This window comes from Arthrobacter sp. Dra40, assembly GCF_059091905.1.
This window is the reverse complement of record NZ_JBNHHB010000092.1, coordinates 1-19,666: the sequence shown is the minus strand read 5'-3', so window position 1 is coordinate 19,666 and position 19,666 is coordinate 1. Positions and strand designations below refer to the sequence as shown.

General features: G+C 66.0%; 21 protein-coding genes and 1 pseudogene. 9 read left to right on the top strand and 13 right to left on the bottom strand.

What is annotated here, in order from left to right; genetic code table 11:
* The 3 genes from AC5RWT_RS23925 to AC5RWT_RS23915 all read right to left on the bottom strand — a co-directional run.
* Positions 1-686 (bottom strand): DNA-processing protein DprA (locus tag AC5RWT_RS23925; protein ID WP_494082346.1); only part of this gene is annotated, 686 nt, incomplete at its 3' end.
* A 47-nt stretch (positions 687-733) separates the two neighbouring features.
* Positions 734-2,275 (bottom strand): YifB family Mg chelatase-like AAA ATPase, encoded by a 1,542-nt coding sequence (locus AC5RWT_RS23920; RefSeq protein ID WP_494082345.1) that lies wholly within the window; start codon positions 2,273-2,275, stop codon positions 734-736.
* A complete protein-coding gene (locus tag AC5RWT_RS23915) occupies positions 2,275-2,631 on the bottom strand; it encodes a YraN family protein (RefSeq protein ID WP_494082344.1) in 357 nt (118 codons plus the stop codon). Before AC5RWT_RS23915 ends, AC5RWT_RS23920 begins: the two co-directional genes overlap by 1 nt.
* A gap of 242 nt (positions 2,632-2,873) precedes the next feature.
* Between AC5RWT_RS23915 and AC5RWT_RS23910 the strand changes: the two genes are divergently transcribed.
* Positions 2,874-4,103 carry an NAD(P)/FAD-dependent oxidoreductase gene (locus AC5RWT_RS23910; protein WP_494082343.1) on the top strand — a complete coding sequence of 410 codons (1,230 nt, stop codon included), beginning with the start codon at positions 2,874-2,876 and terminating at the stop codon, positions 4,101-4,103.
* A gap of 63 nt (positions 4,104-4,166) precedes the next feature.
* Here the strand turns inward: AC5RWT_RS23910 and AC5RWT_RS23905 are convergent, their stop codons facing one another.
* A complete protein-coding gene (locus tag AC5RWT_RS23905) occupies positions 4,167-6,641 on the bottom strand; it encodes a GcvT family protein (RefSeq protein WP_494082342.1) in 2,475 nt (824 codons plus the stop codon).
* A gap of 225 nt (positions 6,642-6,866) precedes the next feature.
* On the opposite strand from AC5RWT_RS23905, the gene AC5RWT_RS23900 reads away from it, so the two are divergent.
* From AC5RWT_RS23900 to AC5RWT_RS23865, 8 genes are all read left to right on the top strand, one after another.
* Positions 6,867-7,487 carry a TetR/AcrR family transcriptional regulator gene (locus AC5RWT_RS23900; RefSeq protein WP_494082341.1) on the top strand — a complete coding sequence of 207 codons (621 nt, stop codon included), beginning with the start codon at positions 6,867-6,869 and terminating at the stop codon, positions 7,485-7,487.
* Between the two features lie 161 nt (positions 7,488-7,648).
* On the top strand, positions 7,649-8,215 hold the full coding sequence (locus tag AC5RWT_RS23895; RefSeq protein WP_494082340.1) for a helix-turn-helix domain-containing protein: 567 nt from the start codon (positions 7,649-7,651) through the stop codon (positions 8,213-8,215).
* Positions 8,216-8,300: 85 nt separating this feature from the next.
* A complete protein-coding gene (locus tag AC5RWT_RS23890) occupies positions 8,301-9,422 on the top strand; it encodes an ABC transporter substrate-binding protein (RefSeq protein ID WP_494082339.1) in 1,122 nt (373 codons plus the stop codon).
* On the top strand, positions 9,422-10,348 hold the full coding sequence (locus AC5RWT_RS23885) for an ABC transporter permease (protein WP_494082338.1): 927 nt from the start codon (positions 9,422-9,424) through the stop codon (positions 10,346-10,348). The genes AC5RWT_RS23890 and AC5RWT_RS23885 overlap by 1 nt, the downstream gene beginning before the upstream one ends.
* Positions 10,345-11,142 carry an ABC transporter permease gene (locus AC5RWT_RS23880; RefSeq protein WP_494082337.1) on the top strand — a complete coding sequence of 266 codons (798 nt, stop codon included), beginning with the start codon at positions 10,345-10,347 and terminating at the stop codon, positions 11,140-11,142. The genes AC5RWT_RS23885 and AC5RWT_RS23880 overlap by 4 nt, the downstream gene beginning before the upstream one ends.
* Entirely contained in the window at positions 11,132-12,244 is a 1,113-nt protein-coding gene (locus tag AC5RWT_RS23875; RefSeq protein WP_494082336.1) for an ABC transporter ATP-binding protein, read from the top strand. Before AC5RWT_RS23880 ends, AC5RWT_RS23875 begins: the two co-directional genes overlap by 11 nt.
* Before the next feature lie 9 nt (positions 12,245-12,253).
* Entirely contained in the window at positions 12,254-13,657 is a 1,404-nt protein-coding gene (locus tag AC5RWT_RS23870) for an NAD(P)/FAD-dependent oxidoreductase (RefSeq protein WP_494082335.1), read from the top strand.
* A 77-nt stretch (positions 13,658-13,734) separates the two neighbouring features.
* On the top strand, positions 13,735-14,097 hold the full coding sequence (locus AC5RWT_RS23865) for a cupin domain-containing protein (protein WP_494082334.1): 363 nt from the start codon (positions 13,735-13,737) through the stop codon (positions 14,095-14,097).
* Positions 14,098-14,101: 4 nt separating this feature from the next.
* On the opposite strand, the gene AC5RWT_RS23860 is transcribed toward AC5RWT_RS23865, so the two are convergent.
* From AC5RWT_RS23860 to rpsP, 9 genes and pseudogenes are all read right to left on the bottom strand, one after another.
* Complete coding sequence (locus AC5RWT_RS23860; RefSeq protein WP_127514805.1) at positions 14,102-14,425, bottom strand: DUF2469 domain-containing protein; 324 nt, start codon at positions 14,423-14,425, stop codon at positions 14,102-14,104.
* A gap of 33 nt (positions 14,426-14,458) precedes the next feature.
* On the bottom strand, positions 14,459-15,157 hold the full coding sequence (rnhB, locus tag AC5RWT_RS23855) for a ribonuclease HII (RefSeq protein WP_494082333.1): 699 nt from the start codon (positions 15,155-15,157) through the stop codon (positions 14,459-14,461).
* Positions 15,154-15,954: a signal peptidase I gene (lepB, locus tag AC5RWT_RS23850; RefSeq protein ID WP_494082332.1), complete on the bottom strand. Its 801-nt coding sequence runs from the start codon at positions 15,952-15,954 to the stop codon at positions 15,154-15,156. The genes rnhB and lepB (AC5RWT_RS23850) overlap by 4 nt, the downstream gene beginning before the upstream one ends.
* Positions 15,955-15,959: 5 nt before the next feature.
* Positions 15,960-16,661: a signal peptidase I gene (gene lepB, locus AC5RWT_RS23845; protein WP_494082347.1), complete on the bottom strand. Its 702-nt coding sequence runs from the start codon at positions 16,659-16,661 to the stop codon at positions 15,960-15,962.
* A gap of 41 nt (positions 16,662-16,702) precedes the next feature.
* Positions 16,703-17,062 carry a 50S ribosomal protein L19 gene (gene rplS / locus AC5RWT_RS23840; RefSeq protein WP_494082331.1) on the bottom strand — a complete coding sequence of 120 codons (360 nt, stop codon included), beginning with the start codon at positions 17,060-17,062 and terminating at the stop codon, positions 16,703-16,705.
* A 397-nt stretch (positions 17,063-17,459) separates the two neighbouring features.
* Positions 17,460-18,320: pseudogene (gene trmD / locus AC5RWT_RS23835) on the bottom strand (tRNA (guanosine(37)-N1)-methyltransferase TrmD); the annotation flags it as partial.
* Positions 18,321-18,869, bottom strand: a complete 549-nt coding sequence (rimM, locus tag AC5RWT_RS23830) for a ribosome maturation factor RimM (protein WP_494082330.1) — start codon at positions 18,867-18,869, stop codon at positions 18,321-18,323.
* A 112-nt stretch (positions 18,870-18,981) separates the two neighbouring features.
* Positions 18,982-19,221, bottom strand: coding sequence for an RNA-binding protein (locus tag AC5RWT_RS23825; RefSeq protein ID WP_494082329.1), 240 nt, complete (start codon positions 19,219-19,221; stop codon positions 18,982-18,984).
* A complete protein-coding gene (rpsP, locus tag AC5RWT_RS23820; protein WP_493967854.1) occupies positions 19,221-19,643 on the bottom strand; it encodes a 30S ribosomal protein S16 in 423 nt (140 codons plus the stop codon). Before rpsP ends, AC5RWT_RS23825 begins: the two co-directional genes overlap by 1 nt.
* Between the last annotated feature and the right edge of the window lie 23 nt (positions 19,644-19,666).

The following is a 19,666-nucleotide window of genomic DNA, read 5'->3' as shown; positions in this document are numbered from 1 at the left end:
AACAGGATGCCCCGGCCGGAGATAGTGCGCAGCAGTTCCTCGTTCCCGGCCGGGTAGTACCGGTCGAGACCGCCGGCCATGACCGCCATGGTGGAGACATGCTCCGTTTCTGCCGCCAGCGCCGATCGGTGGGCTTGCGCATCGATTCCGTAGGCGCCACCCGAGATCATGCAGTAGCCGCGCTGCACCAGCCCGCTGCTGATGTCTCCGGTGACCTGGTTGCCGTAATTGGTGCTGTCCCGGGAACCAACGACCGCTACGGTGGAACCGACCTCCGGAATTCCGTCCGTGAACCGGCCGCGTGCCCATAGGCAGAGCGGTTCCCCCAGCCCGAGATCCGCCAGCCCCGCCGGCCACACCGCATCTCCCGGGATGAGCAGCGCCCCGCCGAGCCTGCCCATGACCGCCACGTCACGTTCGGGCGCAAGGTCCTTGACCCGCGGTGCCCAGCGCTCCAAGGCGTCAGCCAGCGGCTGCTCATTGCCTGCCGAAGCCTGGCGGTCCAGGACCCTTAACAACTCCGACTGAAGGCCGTGCCCGGCACCCACCTGCCCCGTGGCGATGCGTAGGGCATCGAGGGGCCCGGCCACGGCAATGAGCGCCAGTCCAATCCAGTCCGACGGCTCCATCAACCGGGACAGTGCGGCCCGCGCCAGGCGTTCATCATTGGAAGGCAGTTGTGTCATTCTGGTCAGCTCCTCGTGGCCGGCAGCCGCTGAAAGGGACACCATGGTCAGGCGGCTTTGACTTGTTGACGGAAGGCCAGCGCAGCACTGACTGCATCCCGGTCCGGCCGGTCCAGGCCAGCGAGGTCCGCGAGGGTCCACGCCACCCGCAGGACCCGGGTGTAGCCGCGGCCCGTCAGCACGGCACTTTCCATGGCTCGGTCCAGATCCCGGGTGATGGCCCGCGGGGGCCTGAGCTGGCCGGTCAGCAGTTCGCCGCTAATCTCCGAGTTCAACGCGATCCCCCACGGCCGCAGCCGCTCCAGCTGGGCGGCGCGGGCGGCCGCGACCCGAGCCGCGACCGCCGCACTACCTTCCCGGGTGGCGTCCGCGGCCATCATGCCCACTGTCAACCGTTGCAAGGTCAACTGGAGGTCAATACGGTCGGTCAACGGGTTGGAAAGCTTGCCGAAGTACCGGCGCTTCTGCTCTGCCGTACACGAACAGTCCAAGCCCTTGCCTCCGGAGAGCCCGCACGGGCAAGGATTGGCGGCCATCACCAGTTGGAAGCGAGCCGGGTAGGCGGCACTGCCGGCGGCACGGTGGACCACCAGCTTCCCGCTCTCCAGCGGCTGGCGCAGTGCGTCGAGAACCTGACGGTCGTACTCGGGCGCTTCATCCATGAAGAGCACGCCGCGGTGTGCTCTGGAGGCGGCACCGGGACGGGGTAGGCCGGAGCCTCCGCCGATGATCGAGACGGCAGTGGCCGTGTGGTGCGGACTCTCGTACGGCGGGCGCCTGAGCAGTTCCGTGAGCGGTGCCGCTGTGGCGCTGAGGGAGTGGATAGCGGTCACTTCCATGGCGTGGTGGTCCGGCAGGTCAGGCAGGATTCCCGGCAGCCGTTCGGCCAGCATCGTCTTGCCGGCACCAGGCGGGCCGACCAGCAGCAGGTGGTGCCCGCCGGCGGCGGCCACTTCCAGCGCCGTCCGGGCTTCATATTGTCCCGCCACGTCCGCCAGGTCCGGCGCGGGACTGGCAGGGGCAGGCACTGCCGCCGCGGGTGCGGACCGTGCTTCCGGTGGCGTGTGGATGAGCCGGCGGGGATCGGCACCCAGCGCCGAGAGCACTTCTGCCAGCGTCTGGAAGCTCCGAACCTCAGCGCCCGGCACCAAGGCGGCCTCGGCGGCATTGGCAGCAGCGACGGCCACGTGTGGATATCCAGCCTCCACAGCTGCCATGACGGCCGGCAGTACACCGCTGACCGGGCGGAGCCGTCCGTCCAGCCCGAGCTCTGACAGGAAGACCATGCGTCCGCTGGCTCGGATATCGCCAGCTGCTTGAAGGGCTGCCAGCACGATGGCCAAGTCGAAGCCCGATCCCTTCTTCGGCAGCGAGGCAGGGACAAGGTTGACCGTGATCTTGCGCCGGCTGAGCGGGACACCGGCATTTTTCGCCGCCGCCCTGATCCGTTCCTTGGCTTCGGACAGGGACGCGTCCGGCAACCCCAGAAGCACAAATGCCGGGAGGGTTTGACCGATGTCCGCTTCCACCTCGACGATGTGTCCGTTGAGTCCGACCAAGGCAACTGAGAACGTTCGTCCAAGTGTCATCAGCCAACGTCCTTCAAATGCTCGATCACGGGCCACCGGGCCTGCCCGTAGAGCACCGCCACGGCATCCACGCGTATCCTGGTGCCGGCCATGCCGTGCTCGCGCAGCCATTGGCGTCCCAGGAGCTGGAGGCGCCGGACCTTGGCGTCGGTAATCGCTTCGAAGGGATGGCCGTAGTCGGTGCTGCGACGGGTCTTCACCTCGGAAACGACAATGGATTCCCCGTCCACCGAAACGATGTCCAGCTCCCCGTGCAGGCTGCGCCAGTTCCGGTCGATCACCCGCTGGCCGGAGCCGGATAGGTAGGCCGCGGCCATCTCTTCGCCGCGCCGGCCCAGTTCGTCCTTCGCTCTCATGCCCCCAGCCTGATGCCGGGCAACGCCAGAAAACTTCGCGAAACCCGCGATGTGCACAGTCGACGCCGGATGCTGTCCTGTGGAGGACAGGGCGACACCGGGGCAACGGTCTTCATCAGCGGGCAGAACTAACACGCGGTCACGCCAGCAGACAGTTCGCACAGCGGGGTGACACATCGCAGCTTGGGAGGGGCAGGATGAAAGTCTCCGTTACGCTACAGAAGTGACGTGCAGCACGTGCAGTGCGGGCGGCATCAAACTGGTCAGCGGAATGCTGCAAGGCAGCCGATGGAGAAACGGTTCAGGGACAGGAAGGACCCGCAGTGAGAATAACTGTCATCGGAGCCGGCGCATGGGGTTTGCCGGCAGCGGCCGAGCTGGCCGGTCGCGGTCATCACGTCACCCTGATTGACCGCTTCGGCGTCTCGAACCCGCTGTCATCCTCTTATGGACCGACCCGGATGTGGCGTATTGCCGACCCGGACCCCGGTCGGGTTCGGCTGTCCACGTTGGGGCTGGAAGCCATGCAGCGACTATCGAGCAGGGCCGGGCAACCCGTTTACCACCGAAAGGGCCTGCTGTGGCGAGACACGATGTCGCTGCCGCGCCTGCGGTCAACGCTTCTCGCCGAAGACGTGCCCTTCGAGGAGGTCGAGTCGCGCAAGGTTGCACAGTTTCTGCCCGGCTTGAGGCCGGACGGCCGGGATGCCGTCTGGCAGCCGGACGCCGGCGTGGTTTTGGCCGACGTGAGCCTGCAGGCTCAGTTTCGGCTGTTTTGCGCGGCAGGCGGAACATTCCTGCAAGGGGCCACGGTGTCGGAGGTTTCGGCAACTGCAGGGACTGCCAGTGCCTCCCTCTCCGACGGCAGGCACGTCGAGGCGGACGTAGTGGTGATTGCGGCCGGCCCGGGGAGCGGCGTCCTGCTTTCACAGCTTGGATTGCCTGCGCCGCTGCGGCCGTACCTGGAGCAGGTGGTCCACTTCGGTGATGCACGTCGGCGGGGCGCCGCCGACGACTATCCCTGCTTTTTCGACGGACCCACAAACGAAGCGCCCGGCATCTACGCAATGAGCAGCCCCGGCACAGGCTACAAGGTCGGCCTGGACAGTCCGCTGCGAAACTACGTCGAGGGGGACGCCGACAGGACCCCGGATGAGGTGCGCACCGGCATCATCCAGGAGAGGGTGCGCCATAGTTTGTTATCGCTGCAGCCTGATGTGCTCGATGCACAGGTCTGTGTCTGGACCGACACCCCCGATGGCAGGTTCGTCGTCGATTCGCCGATCCCCGGCGTTGTGGTGGCCTGTGGGGATGCCGGCGAGGGGTTCAAATATTCTGCGCTGATGGGCATCATTGTCGCCGACCTCGTCGAGGACAAGCAGCCCGAGGCTGACATCAGCCCCTTCCGACTGGCTCGCTTCCCTGTCGAGGCAAACGCCGATTGGGGTGTTCCGACCGCGCTGGGCCGCTGACCAGGCGGCCGAACACCGGGCGCCTCGGTCGAGGAAATCACGACTCGACCAGCAAGCGGTCATCTATCCGCGCAACCGCTCCCCTTTCGGATCGTAGAACGGGCGCCGCGAGACCGTGGCCGCGACGAGCCGCCCCTTGCATTGCACCGTGAACCTGCCGGACAGATCGGTCTCCCCGGCTACTGATGCGAGGCCGACAGCGCGTCCCAGCGTGTAGCCGTAGCTGCCGCTGGTCATGCGTCCCACCGGCACGCCGTCGCAAAAAACGGTCTCGTCGTGCACAAACAGCGGCTCCGGGTCCTCCAGTGCCACATAGACCGTCCGGTACGCGGGCGCCGCCGGATCCAGCTTCGCCACCGCGTCCCGGCCCACGAAGCCGCCCGGCTTATCCAGCGCCACGGTGAAGCCCAGTCCCGCGGAGTACGGGTCGTCGGCGGATCCGATGTCATGCCCGAGATGGCGGAAACCCTTCTCGCTGCGCAACGAGTCGAGGGCGTGGTATCCGGCCAGGCGCACGCCGAGGTCTTGGCCGGCCTCCCACAACGCGTCGAACACGTTGATGGCCGTGTCCGCGCCCGGGTACAGCTCGTAGCCGAGTTCGCCGACAAAACTCACCCGCAGGGCGTAGGCGAAGCCGTCGGCAACCTCCACGGTCCGTCCTTCGGTGTAGGCCTGGGCGGAGTCCGACCAGTCCTCGGGCGAGACGCGGCTGAGCAGTTCCCGGCTCTTCGGTCCCATGACCCCGATGGTCGCCAGGCCGGCCGTCGCATCGAAGACCGCGGCCGCCTTGCCGAGCGCCAGCCGCCGCAGGAACCCGAGTGTCTTGTCCTGGCTGAAGGCAGGCGTCACCAGGAGGAACCGGTCTTCCCCGAGCCTGGTTACGGTGCCGTCCAGTTCGATCCCGCCGGCCTCGTTGAGCATCAGAGTGTAGACGGCCTTGTCGACGCGGATGTCGACGTCCGCCGTGCAGGCCTGCTGACAGACCGCCAGCGCATCCGGACCTGCCACTTCGATCTTCGCGAAGGAGCTCAGGTCGAACAGCACCACCCCTTCCCGTGCGCCACGGTGCTCCTCGCCGACGCGGTCGAACCAGTTCTGCCGGCCGTAGCTGTATTCATAGTCCGGCGCGGTCCCGGGTTCGCCATACCAGTTGGCCCGCTCCCAGCCGTTGAGTTCCCCGAAGCAGGCGCCGAGCCCGGCCAGACGGGAGTGCAGCGGCGAGCGGCGGACGTTGCGGGCGGTGGCCGGCTGCAGCTGCGGCCAGTGCATGGCGTAGAGGCGTCCCAGCCCCTCCCGGGTCCGGGCATGCAGGTAGCGGCGGTTGCTTTGGTGCCGCGAGAACCGCTGGACGTCCACTGCGGCTGCATCGAAGCCGGGCGATCCGGAGATCACCCACTCGGCCAGTTCCCTGCCGGCGCCGGGGGCGAAAATGATGCCCTGGGAGTTGAAGCCGGCCGCAACAAAGAGGTTGCGCACCTCGGACGTCTCCCCGAGGGCAAAGTTGGAATCCGGGGTGAAGCTCTCCGGGGCATTGAGGAAGCGGTCGTAGTTGCTGGTCGCCAGCACCGGCACCGCTGCCTCGGCCTTGCGGCGGATCGCCGCGAAGTGCTCCCAGTCGGCCTCGAACTCGGCGAAACCGCCCCGGCCGATCTCACTCACCGGCCGCGGCAACCCGTCCGGCTCGAAGGCGCCAACCAGCAGCCGCCCCGATTCATGCCGAATGTAGTAGCTGTTGTCCAGGTCCCGGAAGACGGGCAGCTCGGGCACGGCGCCGTCAATCTCTTCGGTCCTCACGTGCACGTGCTCGGCGGCATACAGCGGCACATGCGCTCCGGCGGTCGCAGCCAGGTCTCGCGTCCACAGCCCGCAGGCGAGGATCACCCGTTCGCTCTCTACCGTTCCCTGGTCGGTGATGACACCCGTTACCCGGCCTTTCGTGTGACGGATGCCGGAGACGGACACGTTTTCGCGCAGGGCGGCACCGAGCTCGAGGGCGAGCTTGGCGAAGGACAGCGCCGCGTAGCCGGGATTGATGTGCCCGTCGTGCGGCAGGTAGAGCGCGCCGAGCACGCCCTCGGTCCGGGCCAGCGGCCACAACCGGCCCAGACCCGCCGCGTCCAGGATCTCCGCCTCGGTGCCGTTCTGGCGGGCCACGTCGCGGGCGTAGTGCATTTCATCCACCCGGCCTGCGGTCCGCGCCACCATCACCGAGCCGGACTGCTGGAACGAGACGTCGAGCCCGGAGCGTTGTTCCAGCGTGCGGTATGTCTCGAGGCCGTACCGGGCCAGCTTGGTCATCGCCGTCGTGGTCCTCCCGCCGGTTACCAAGCCAGCCGCGTGCCACGTGGTGCCGCTGCCCAGAACATTGGCTTCGAGCAGCAGGACGTCCGTCTCCCCCGACGCCGCCAAATGATAGGCGATGCTGGCCCCTACAATTCCACCGCCGACCACGACGGTGCGAGCCCGGGCGGGCAGCGGCTGGCAGGCTTCATCGGTGAAGGCAGTCGCGCTGATGGTGCGGTCTACCAGCCGGTCCATGGGTTCCTCGCTTCTGTGGGTGGCAGGCTATTGGGTGCGCGCCACGCGTTCGGCGCCGCAGCCCTCGCGACGACTGCCTCGACGCCATCGTCGCGGTCTTGCACAGCACCTTCTGCCCTCTGATCGAGCCTCGTCCGGCTCCCCAGGGGGGAAGGCGCCCGTAGCTGTCCTTCGCGTTAATAATGAATTATTGTGAACCGTATCACAGCACTTTGGAGGGAAACCATGGCTCCCCTTGCCAGCCCCGATACTGCCCTGCCCAGCGAGGATCTGCCGCGTCGCCTGCTCATCCTCGAGGCGGCGGAACGCCTTCTGGCCGTCCGGGGATTCGACGGCATCCGACTGCGGGACATTTCCACGGAAGCCGGGATCTCAATCGGGATGATCCAGCACTACTTCCCCAGTCGCGACGCCGTGGTCCGCGAAATGCTGGTGACTGCCTGTGAGCGCAGAGCGACGGAATGGCGGCTGCCCGCACTGCGGCAGGAGGACGCGGCCGCGAAGATCCGTGCGCTCCTCACCGGTGCGGTCAGGAATCCGGAACACTGCACCGTCTGGCTGGAGTCCTGCGCGGCCGCCAGCAGAAACGAGGAGGTGCAACCAGTGGTGGTGCACACCAACAACATTTGGCGCAAGGCACTCGCCGAAGCCATCAACGAAGGCGTCGACGCCGGCCACTTCTCCCCCGCCCTCCCTGTCGACCAGATCGTCGACACGTTCGTCGCGCTCATCGACGGGCTCATCATGGCCGTCGCCACGAAAGACCCCAAGATCACGCCTGACTACACCAATTCACTGCTGCTATCGGCGGCACGCCTCCAGCTTGGAGCCGACCTGGGCGGATGACCGGAGGGGCGGCCTCGCCGGTCGTCTGAACGCTCCCGATAGTTCGATCACGAAAAAAACCTGGCGAACCCCTTGTCTCCCGTCGGCTCTCCGGCTAGGGTCTGACTAAACACAGTGATTAGTGACACAAATCACCCGTTCGATATGACTTAGGGAGGTGTATGGTGAACGATGCAGCCGGGAACGAGCAATCCATCGGACATCGCATCCGCGCCGCCCGGGAACTGCGGGGCATCTCGCTGCGCAGCTTGGCCCAGCTGACCGGCGTCAGCTCGGGTTTCCTCAGCCAGCTGGAGAATGAGCATTCGAATGCCAGCGTCGCCACGCTCAAGAAGATCGCGGAGGCCCTCGGAACAACGACGGCGGAACTGATCGACGGCACCCGGTCCGAGGGCCGGGTACTGCGCAAGGCCGACCGGCCTGTCTTCCACTCCGGCGACGGACTCAACAAATACCTGCTCACCGGCTCGCCCCAGCGGAATCTGGAGGTCTACGCCGGCGAGCTCGAGGTTCACGGCGGGACCGGCGAGGAGCTGTACGCGCACGGAAATGCCCAAGAGGTCCTTGTCTGCCTGAAAGGGCGGGTGGAGGTTCGCCTCTCCGGCGAGTCCCATGTCCTGGAGTCCGGGGACAGCGTCGAATACCTCTCCTCCACACCCCACGGTCTTCGCAACCTGGCCCACGGCAAATCCGAAGTCATGTGGATCATCAGCCCGCCAACCATCTGAAACATTCCAGTCGGGACAGTCCGACAGGCATTCCATCGTCAGCACGGCTCCACACTCAGCGTTCCACACTCAAAGAGGAGAAAAGATGTCAACAGATACCACACACCGTCGCAAGCGGGCCTTGCCGGTTGGAATGGCGGCAACAGTTGCCCTGCTTCTGTCGGCCTGCGGCGGCGGGGGCACTTCCGCCTCTGCGGAGATCGATCTGGGTACCGGTCCTGCTGAGGCGGGCACCGTCAAGCCCGGCGCGCTGGATGGCCTTAACATGACCTTTGCCTCGTACGGCGGGCTGTACCAGGACGGACAGATGGCGGCGGCAGTGACGCCCTTCGCCGAGGAGTCCGGGGCGAACGTCTTGTCGGACGGGCCAATGGAGTACGCAAAAATCCAGGCACAGGTGGAGTCGAACAACGTGACGTGGGACGTCGTTGACACCGATTCGAACTGGGCGGCCGGGCAATGCGGGAAGCTCCTCCAGGAGCTGGACTACTCCATCATCGATAAGTCCAACATCCCGGAGGGACTGGCCAGCGACTGCTACGTGCCGGCCATGCAGTACGCCACCGTCATGGTGTACAACACCGAGAAATTCAGCAACGCACCACAGAGCTGGGCTGACTTTTTCGATACTGAGAAGTTTCCCGGCAAGCGGGCCGTCCAAGGCGCCGACGTCGGAGGCGGCCTCCTGGAGGGCGCCCTGATCGCCGACGGGGTCGCCAAGGAAGACCTGTATCCGCTCGATGTCGAGCGGGCGCTGGCAAAGGTGGACACGATCAAGGACAGCCTGGTGTATTGGACCACGGGTGCCCAGTCGCAGCAGATGCTTGAGGCCGAGGAAGTGGACATGGCCCTGATCTGGTCGGGCCGCGCCTTCGGAGCCGTGGAAAACGGAGCCCCGTTCGAGCCGGTCTGGGAGACCGGCGTCGTGGTCATGGATGTCCTGGCCGTTCCCACCAACGCCAAGAATCCGAAGGCTTCGATGGCCCTGATCAACTACGCGCTGGGCAAGGAACAGCAGGAGAAGCTCACGGAGGAAACGTCGTATTCCCCGGTCCATGTGGACGCCCAGCCCGCGGTGAATGAGAACGGCAAGAAGTTCCTGATCACCGAGCCGGAGATCGCCGACAAGGTCCTGGTCTCCGACTTCGCATGGTGGGGCGAGAACTACGCCTCCACCCTGGAACGCTGGACGGCCTGGGTCTCCTAATGAGCAATGCAGTCAAAGACCCCGTACGGCCGGCAGACTCGGCCGGCCGGACGGGGAATGGCGAGGGCGCGGCCCCGGTGGCCGGCAGGCGGACACGGCTGAGCCCGCTGTTGTTGTTGCTACCGGCGCTGGCGCTGATGGTCGGCGTGTTCGCCTATCCGCTGGCAGAGGCGATGTGGCGCAGCGTGGCGGACCCCGTGCCCGGTCCGCAGAACTACGAGTGGTTTGCCTCCAACGCCGGGAACTGGGCCGTCCTCGGCCGGACACTGTGGGTGGCGTTGCTCTCCGCAGTCATCTGCCTGGTGCTGGCCTACCCGTATGCGTACTTCATGGTGATTTCCGGCCCGAAGGTTCGCGCCGCACTGGTCGTCATCGTCCTCATACCGTTCTGGACGTCGCTGATGATCCGCAGCTTCGCCTGGATCATCCTGCTGCAGGACAACGGCCTGATCAACGGCATGCTTGGGTTCCTCGGGCTGGGGCCGTTCGAAATGATCCGCAACACCACCGGCGTCCTGATCGGCATGGTCCAGGTGCTGCTGCCTTTCATGGTGCTTCCGCTGTATGCGTCGATGCGGAACGTGGACCTGCGGCTGCTGCAGGCCTCCAGCAGCCTGGGCGCCGTTCCCTTCGTATCCTTCACCCGCATCTTCATGCCGCTGGCCATGCCCGGCGTGGTGTCCGGCTCCCTGCTGGTCTTCATCCAGGCGCTCGGCTTCTACATCACTCCGGCGCTGCTCGGCTCGCCGTCCGAAATGCTGATCTCGCAATACATCTACGTGCAGGTCAATGGCCAGCTCCAGTGGGGACGCGGCAGCGTACTGGGCGTCATCCTGCTTGTTGCCACCCTGCTGCTGCTGGGCCTGCTGGCGCTGCTGCTGCGCAAGAGCAAACGTGCCGCCGGCGATGAAGGAGCGCTGTTGTGAAACATTCCGTGCTGACCCGGTCCCTGCTGGTGGCCTATGCGGGACTGGTGGCCGTCATCTTGATTGCGCCGACGTCGATCGTGATTCCGCTGAGCTTTACCGACAAGGCCTCGCTGAGCTTCCCGCCGTCGGGCTGGTCGCTGCGCTGGTATGAGAACTTCTTCAGTGACCGGGCGTGGATGTCGGCCCTCGGCAATTCAATATTAATCGCCGTCATCGTTGCCGTCGCGGCGACGGTCATCGGCACCGCGGCGTCCATGGGCCTGCAGAAGTTTGTGAGGCGCCGGGCTGCCAAGACGGTGCAGGCGCTGCTGCTGGCCCCGATCGTGGTCCCTGCGATCATCCTCGCCATTGGCGTCTACGCGATTTTCCTGCGGCTGCAGATGCTGGGCACTTTGACGGGTTTCGTGCTGGCCCATACGGTCCTGGCCGTGCCGTTCGTGGTGGTCTCCGTCACGGCGGCCCTCAGCGGTTTCGATCAGCGGCTGGCGACGGCGGCCGCAAGCCTGGGCGCGAACCGGTGGTCCACCTTCCTGCGGGTCATTCTGCCGTCCATTCTGCCGGGAGTCGTCTCGGGAGCGCTCTTCGCCTTCGTGACCTCGTTCGACGAGGTCGTGCTGTCCATCTTCATTAAAAGTCCGTACTTGGAAACGCTGCCCGTCAAGATGTATTCGTCCGTCACCAGGGACACGGACCCGACCATCGCGGCCGCGGCAACCATGATCATGCTCTTGACGACAATCATCATTGCCGTCGGGCTGCTCAGTATGCGTAGGAGGAAACGTGTCCAGTAAGCTCACCGGGGCCGGCACCCGGATCGACATCCAGAACGTCACCAAGCGGTATGCCAAATCCACCGCCGTGGACGACGTGTCGCTGACCATCGAGCCGGGTGAATTCATCACACTGCTGGGCCCGTCCGGCAGCGGCAAGACGACCACGCTGAATCTCGTGGCCGGCTTCACCGACCTGACCAGCGGCTCGATCGAGATCGACGGCCAGCGCGTGGACAATGTGCCGGCGCACAAGCGCGGGCTCGGCGTCGTTTTCCAGCACTACGCACTGTTCCCGCACATGAGCGTGGCCGAGAACATCGCATTTCCGCTGCAGCAGCGCAAGACGCCCAAGTCCGAACAGAAAACGCTGATTGCCGAGGCGCTGAAAACCGTAGGGCTGGCCGGCTATGAGGACCGCTATCCGCGCGAACTCTCCGGCGGTCAACAGCAGCGCGTCGCTTTCGCCCGCGCCATGGTCTTCAATCCTCGGGCGCTGCTCATGGATGAGCCGCTGGGCGCCCTGGACAAGAACCTGCGCGAGAAGCTGCAGCTGGAGATCAAGCGGATCCACCAGGAAGTCGGCCGCACCTTCGTCTTCGTCACCCATGACCAGGAAGAAGCCCTGATTCTCAGCGACCGCATCGCCATCTTCAACAACGGCAGGATCGAGCAGGTCGGGACCAGCGCGGAGCTCTACGAGCGCCCCTCCAGCCTGTTCGTGGCCCAGTTCATGGGCGAGTCCACCATTTTCCGTGCCGATGTCGATACTGCCGGCCAGGAGTGGTCCATGGACTTCCACGGAGCCAGGCTCCGCGGCCCCGCCGGCCGGAGCGTCTCCGGCAAGGGTGCCCTGGTCCTGCGGCCGGAACAGCTGCGCGTCGCCCCGAAGGCGGAGGAAGCCCCCGGCGGGGCCGTTACCGTCCCGGTCAAGGTCGTCCAGAACATCTATCTGGGCTCCGGCCACAAATACGAGCTGCAGCTGGCCGACGGTTCGACCGGCATTGTCCGCACCCCGCTGTCCGAAAGCAACGGCCTGCGGCCCGGAGACGATGCCGTTGTCTACTGGTCCGCCGGGGACGGCGTGCTGCTCGAAGACTCCGACCTCGTCTCCACGACCTAGGAACCCACCATGAGCAAAGAACTGATCAACGAGACGGCCTCGACGGTAAACGGCAACGTCTCCTTCTGGTTTGCCGAAGGCGGGCTCCCCGCGCCCCGGCCGGCTCTGGCCGCGGACACGACGGCGGATGTCGCCATCGTCGGCGCCGGCTACACCGGGCTGTGGACGGCGTACTACCTCAAGAAAGCCCGGCCGGAACTGGACGTCGTCGTGCTCGAGAGCCGCTTTGCCGGCTTCGGCGCCTCGGGCCGCAACGGCGGCTGGTTGACCAACAGCATCACCGGCGGCCGCGGCCAGTACGTCAAAGCACACGGCCGTGAACGGGTGGGCCGGTTCCAGACGCTGCTGAACGAGACGGTGGATGAGGTCATCGCCGTCGCCAGTGCGGAGGGCATCGACGCCGGTGTCCGCAAGGGTGGTGAACTGAACGTGGCCCGCAACCCGGCCCAGCTGGCCCGGCTCAAGGCCTTGGCCGCAGCCGAAGCCCAGTGGCCCGAGGCCGGGGTCCGCCTGCTGAGCGCGTCGGAAAGCAACGAGCGGGTCCGGATTGCCAACACGCTCGGCGCCGTTCACCAGCCGCACTGTGCCCGGATCCATCCGTCCAAGCTGGTACGCGGCCTGGCCGAGAAGGTGGAAGCACTCGGGGTGCGCATCTACGAGGACACCACCGTGACCGAGATCAGCCCCCGGCTGGCGCGGACAGAGAAGGGTGACGTCCAGGCCGAGTACATTCTGCGGGCGACGGAGGGCTTCACCGCCAACCTGAAGGGGACGCACCGCGAATGGCTGCCGATGAATTCGTCCATGATCGCCACCGAGCCCTTGGGCGACGACGTCTGGGCGGCGATCGGGTGGAATGAGTTCGACACCGTCGGCGACATGGCGCATGCCTACATGTACGCCCAGCGGACGGCCGATAACCGGATTGCGCTCGGCGGACGCGGTGTCCCCTACCGGTTCGGCTCCAAGACCGACACGGACGGGGCCACCCAGCCCGAAACCATCCAGAACCTGACGGCGATTCTGCATGACATGTTCCCGGCGACCCGCGGTGCCCGCATCGACCATGCCTGGGCCGGGGTGCTGGGCGTCCCGCGGGACTGGAAGGCCACCGTCGGACTGGACCGGGAGACCGGCATCGGCTGGGCCGGCGGGTATGTCGGCACCGGCGTGACCGCGACGAACCTGGCCGGCAGGACCCTGCGGGACCTGGTTTTGGACACAGAGAGCGAACTGACCACCATGCCGTGGGTGAACCGCCGGGTGCGCAAGTGGGAAGTGGAACCGCTGCGCTGGATTGCCGTCCAGGCCCTGTACGCGGCCTACTACGCCGCCGACAGGTCGGAAAACTCCGGCCGCACGTCCACATCCCCGATCGCCAGGGCCGCAGACCTCATCTCCGGCCGCGCCTGAAGAACTGCCGCCTGGTCGAGCAGCACAAGCACGGTCCTGCTCGGCCAGCGCGGATCACCCCCTGGAAAGGAACAATCATGTCCATTGACACCATTCACCTCCCGGCGGCCCCGCACGCCCTGCTTGGAGCGCCCGAACCTAAACCAACGGCGGTCACCGCGGGCCAGCACGAGGCATCCCGGGAGGTCTGGAGCGCGGACAGCCTGAACGTGGGCATCTGGGAGTGCTCCCCCGGTTTGTTCACCGCAGTGCGGGACGGCTACCACGAGGTTTGCCAGATCCTGGCCGGGAGTGTCACCATCACCGCAGAGGGGCAGAAACCCGTTGAAGCTCGCGCCGGAGACACCGTTGTCATGCCTGCCGGGTGGAAGGGCACATGGGAAGTGCACGACACCGTCCGCAAAACCTACATCACCCTGGACGGCGTCGGCGGCCGGTAGCCAGTCAGCCGCCCAGGCCGTCCTTGGGCAGGGTGAGGTCGTCGTTTTTGGTCAATTCCTCGACGTTGACGTCCTTGAACGTGATCACGCGGACGGACTTCACGAACCGGGCGGAGCGGTAGACGTCCCAAACCCACGCGTCCTGCAGGGTCAGGTCGAAGTAGACCTCGCCGTCGGCCGACCGGGCCTGGAGGTCGACGTGGTTGGCCAGGTAGAAGCGGCGTTCGGTCTCCACCACGTAGCTGAACAGGCCGGCGACGTCACGGTACTCCCGGTAGAGCTGCAGCTCCATGTCGGTTTCATAGTTCTCAAGGTCTTCGGCGCTCATGTATCCATCCTGCCCCAGATTGGCCGGCGGCGTTTACGTCGCGATCTCGACGGCGGGCATCAGCGCCTGCTCCGGGGTCAGCCGCCAGCTTCTGCGGTGCAGGTCCGACGGCCCGGCTCCCTGCAGGGCGGCGCGGTGGGCAGCTGTCGCGTAGCCCTTGTTGATCTCCCACGCGTAGGCCGGGTAGTCGGCGGCGTAGCTGGTCATCATCGAGTCGCGCTCCACCTTCGCGAGCACGCTGGCGGCGGCCACGCTCAGGCACTGCAGGTCCGCTTTGATCCTCGTCAGGACCGGCGCGTCACACCCCGGGTGGGAGACGTCGTCGAACAACGAAGGCTCCCCGGCGGACAACCAGTCGTGGTTGCCGTCCAGAATGACGATGTCCGGACGGGCGGTGGCCAGCACCTGGCCCCAGGCACGCGAACCGGCAAGCCGCAGTGCAGCCATCAGGCCCACCGCGTCGATTTCGGCCGCGCTAGCATGGCCGACGCCGTACGCCAGGGCCCACTTCTGGATCTTGGGCACCAGGGCCACCCGGTCGGCCGGGCTGAGCAGCTTGCTGTCGCGGACGCCACGGATCTGTCTGGCCGAGGTCACGTCGATGACCACCATCCCTACACTGACCGGTCCGGCCAGCGCACCGCGGCCCACCTCGTCCGCTCCGGCCACCAGCCGGTGACCGGCGTCGGCGAAGGAACGTTCGAAACGAAGCGTGGGATTCTTGCTGGTCACTGGGACTCGTTCTGCCGCGCCATGGCGGGAGGTTCGGTGCCGATTGCTGCGGAAGGATCAGGGACGCCGTCGAACACCTGCGGATAGTTGCCCAGGAAGCCCAGCCGGTCCAGCGGCCAGGCGATGACACTGGCCTTGCCCTCGACAGCCTCAAGATCCACGAAGCCCTTGGAGGGTTCGTCCTGGTGCTCGCGCGAGTCCGCGGAATGGTTCCGGTTATCGCCCATGACCCAGATTTTACCCTCGGGGACGGTCACGTCGAAGGGAATCCGGGTGTTGTCCGAGCCCGGCGCCAGGTAGGGATCCTCGTCCAGCGGCTCGCCGTTGACCGAGATGCGGCCGTCGGCGTCGCAGCAGACCACATGGTCACCGCCCAGGCCGATTACCCGCTTGACCAGGTGCTGCTGGGAGGCATCAGGCATCAGCCCGACAAAGGTGAGGACTTGCTGGAACCAGTTGCCGGCGTCGTGCACTCCGTTCGGGGGCAGCCAACCCAGGTCGTCCCGGAAAACCACCACGTCGCCGCGGCTGAGTTCAAACGGCTGCGGCACCAAAAGGTTCACGAAGATCCGGTCATCCACCTCCAGGGTGTCCTCCATCGAGGTGGACGGAATGAAGAAGGCGCGGAAGAGGAAAGTCTTGATCAGGAAGGAGAGGATGACGGCGACCGCGACGATCGTGGCGATCTCCTTCAGCCATGACAGCAGGGAGTTCCGCCCGGCGTTCCTGCGCTCGCGCTTCCGCGGCCCGGAGGCATCCGGCTGGTACCCGCCAGTGTCCTTCGGGTCCTGGTCCATACTCACTATCCTCGATTCTCTGCGGGCTGGGAGCCCAACTGTAGCCGGTCCAGCCCTGCCGCACGGTCGAGCGGCCAGATGATGCTTAACGGGCGGCCGATGACGCGCTCCACGGGAACCATGCCCCCGCCGGGTGCACCGAGCAGGGCGCGCGAATCGGCCGACGCGGAACGGTGGTCCCCCATCAACCACAATCTATCTTCGGGCACTTGGACGGAGAACTTCATCCCGCTGGGCGCGTCGCCGGGGAAGAGGTAGTCCTCCCGGACCGGGGTGCCGTTGACCAGCAGACGTCCGTCGGGACCGCAGCACTCGACGGAGTCCCCCGGCAGGCCGATCACGCGTTTGACGTAGATCGTGTCGCTGCCGGCAACGCCCAGCCACTGGCCGGCCTGCTGCAGGGCGTCGACGAAGGGGGAATTGCCGCTGTTGAAGGGCGCGAACGAGCCCCGCCCGTCGAAAACCACCAGGTCACCGCGGTGGATTTCGCCAAAGTGGTAATCGGTACGCGACACCAGCACCCGGTCGCCGGTTTCCAGCAGAGGTTCCATGGATCCGGAGGGGATGTAGTAGACGTCCACCAGCGTGGCCCGCACGACGGCGCTGAGCACTACCGCGCAGACCACGATGGCCAACACAAAACGCCAGCCCGGAATTCCGGACCGGCGTCTTGGCGGTTCCCCGGAGGCTTCCGTGGAACCAGAGATTTGCTGCACTGCCTAGATCAAGAAGCTGCTCGAGAGCAGCTTTACTTAGCGGTGCCGAAGTCGCGCTTCTCCTTGATGCGGGCGGCCTTGCCGTGGCGCTTGCGCATGTAGTACAGCTTGGCACGGCGAACGTCGCCCTTGGTCACGACCTCAATGTGGTCGATGATCGGGGAATGTACCGGGAAGGTACGCTCCACGCCCACGCCGAAGGACACCTTGCGGACGGTGAAGGTCTCGCGGACACCATGGCCCTGGCGGCCCATCACGTAGCCCTGGAAAACCTGGATACGGGCGGTCTTGCCTTCGATGATGTTCACGTGCACCTTGACGGAATCGCCGGCGCGGAACTCGGGAACGTCGCTGCGCAGCGATGCTGCGTCAACAGAGTCGAGGATATGCATTTCTCACTCCTGGTGAACGCCACAGGTCATTCACTTTGGTCACGGCGCGACGGCCAGGCAGATGCCTTGAACGGTCGCAGCCGAAATTCAGGAACCGGCCCCTCCGGGAATCGGTGGCCGGGAATCCTGCTGTTGGCGACGCTCCCCCTGTGGCAGGAACGCGCCCAGCGGACACAATCCTCCATTTTGCCATATCGCACGGCCGAACCTCTAATCTCCCCCGGGATTTTGTCACGGCCCTGGGTCAGGGGCGGGTGCGGAGGCCGGCACAGGGCCGGATGCCGGGGCGAGGGCTTGCAAGGACCAGGGGCGGGTGCAAAAGCCAGACGCGAGCGGCAGACGTTTACGGTGCAGCCGCCAGGACCTGCGTGGGCGTGACCGTGTAGCCAAGCTCGTTCAGGGTGGCACGATCCGCCTTGTCCAGCGTTTCCGGGTTTAGGGCCAGGATCAGGTCCGGGCGTCGCGCAGCCGTGCGGCGCAGCTGCTCGTCGCGGCGGTGCCGGATGATCTTGGCGTGGTTTCCGCTAAGCAAAACATCCGGAATGCCGCGGCCGCGCCACTCGGACGGTTTGGTGTAGACCGGATACTCGAGCAGGCCGTCGGAGTGCGATTCCTCCACCAACGACTCGGGGTTGCCGACGACGCCGGGCACCAGCCGGCCCACCGCCTCGACCATCGCCAGCACGGCCACCTCTCCCCCGTTGAGCACATAGTCGCCGAGGCTGACCGGCCGCACGCGGAAATGCTCATCAGCCCAGTCGAGAACGCGCTCGTCGATGCCTTCGTAGCGCCCGCACGCGAAGACCAGGTGGTCTTCGGCGGCTAGTTCGTAGGCGAGGGCCTGGTTGAAGACCTCACCGGCCGGGGACGGGACAATCAGGACGGGCCGCGCCGCAGCAGGTTCGGGGACCGCCCCCACCCCTGGATTCTGGGCCGACGGCGCCTCGGGCTCTGGCGCCGTCTCCACCGCAGGCTCAGGAACAGCAGCCACCGCGGGATCCGACGGGGCGGACCGGTGTTCGGCGGTGCCCGCGTTCACCACGGCTTCGAGGGCCTGTGCCCACGGCTCGGGCTTCATGACCATGCCGGCGCCGCCGCCGTAGGGGGTATCGTCGACGGTGCGGTGCCGGTCTGTGGTGAAGTCCCGCAGGTCGTGCACTTCCAGCTGCAGCAACCCATCCTGGCGGGCCTTGCCGATCAGCGACAGATCCAGCGCGGCCAGGTACTCCGGAAAGATGCTGACGACGTCGATGCGCACCTAGCGCTCCTCCTCGCCGTCGTCGGGGGTTTCCTGCACGTCCGGCGAGTTCAGCTCAAACAGGCCCGCGGGCGGCGTGAGCCGGATGAAACCGGCCTCCACGTCCACTTCCGGCACGATCTCTTCGACGAACGGCACCAGGACTTCCCCGCCGTTCAGGTCCTCCACCAGCAACAGGTCCTGGGCAGGCATGGTGTTCAGTCCCGAGACCTTGCCGACCGCTTCGTCCCCGACTCGCACCTCGAGGCCGACGAGCTCGTGTTCGTACCAGGCGTCGTCGTCGTCCTCGACGTCGTCGGTGTCGATGAAGAGCTTGGCGCCGCGGAGCTCTTCGGCACCGTTGCGGTCGGCGACTTCGTGGAAGCCCAGCAGCAGGATGTCCTTGTTCCAGCGGGCACTGCGCACGGTCAGCGGCCCCAAGCGCGCCGGCTCCACGGCCAGCTCGACGTCGGGCACGAACCGATCTGCCGGAGCATCGGTCAGCACCTGTACGGTGACTTCGCCTCGAATGCCGTGTGGCTTGCCGATCCGGGCAACTTGCAGCTGCATGCAGACTCCTCTGGAATGAAAAACGTCCGGCCCCTGGACCATTATCTGGTACAGGGGCCGGAGGTTATGGAAATGGGTGCCCGGCTAGATGCCGGGCAGGCGCCGATCCGGATCAGCGGCGGCGGTCGGTATCGACCACGTCCACGCGGACCTGTTCATCGGCCAAGGCGTTCACCACGGTGCGCAGTGCGCGGGCGGTGCGGCCCTGGCGGCCGATGACGCGGCCCAGATCCTCCGGATGAACACGCACCTCGATGATGTCACCGCGGCGGTTGCTCTTCTGCGTGACCGTGACGTCGTCAGGACTGTCAACGATCCCGCGGACCAGATGATCGAGCGCTTCAGCCAGCATTACTCAGCCTTTTCGGCTTCGTCTGCGGCTGCTTCGGGTGCCTCCGAGGCTTCTTCCTTCTTGGCCTTCGGGGTGATGGCCTCGGGGATGATCACGGAATCCTTTTCGGGAGCCACGAAGGCTTCCTTGGCAGCCTTGGTCTTGAGAGTGCCTTCCTGGCCCTCAATACCCTTGTGCTTCTGCCAGTCGCCCGTGATCTTGAGCAGAACTTCGGCCTGCTCGGTCGGCTGGGCGCCGACACCGAGCCAGTACTGGGCACGCTCGGAGTTGATCTCGATGAACGAGGGCTCTTCGGTCGGGTGGTACTGCCCGATCTCTTCGATGGCACGGCCGTCACGCTTGGCGCGCGAATCCATGACAACGACGCGGTAGTGGGCAGAGAACTTCTTACCGAAGCGCTTAAGGCGAATCTTTACGGCCACTGTTGTGGTCACTCCTGGTTCTG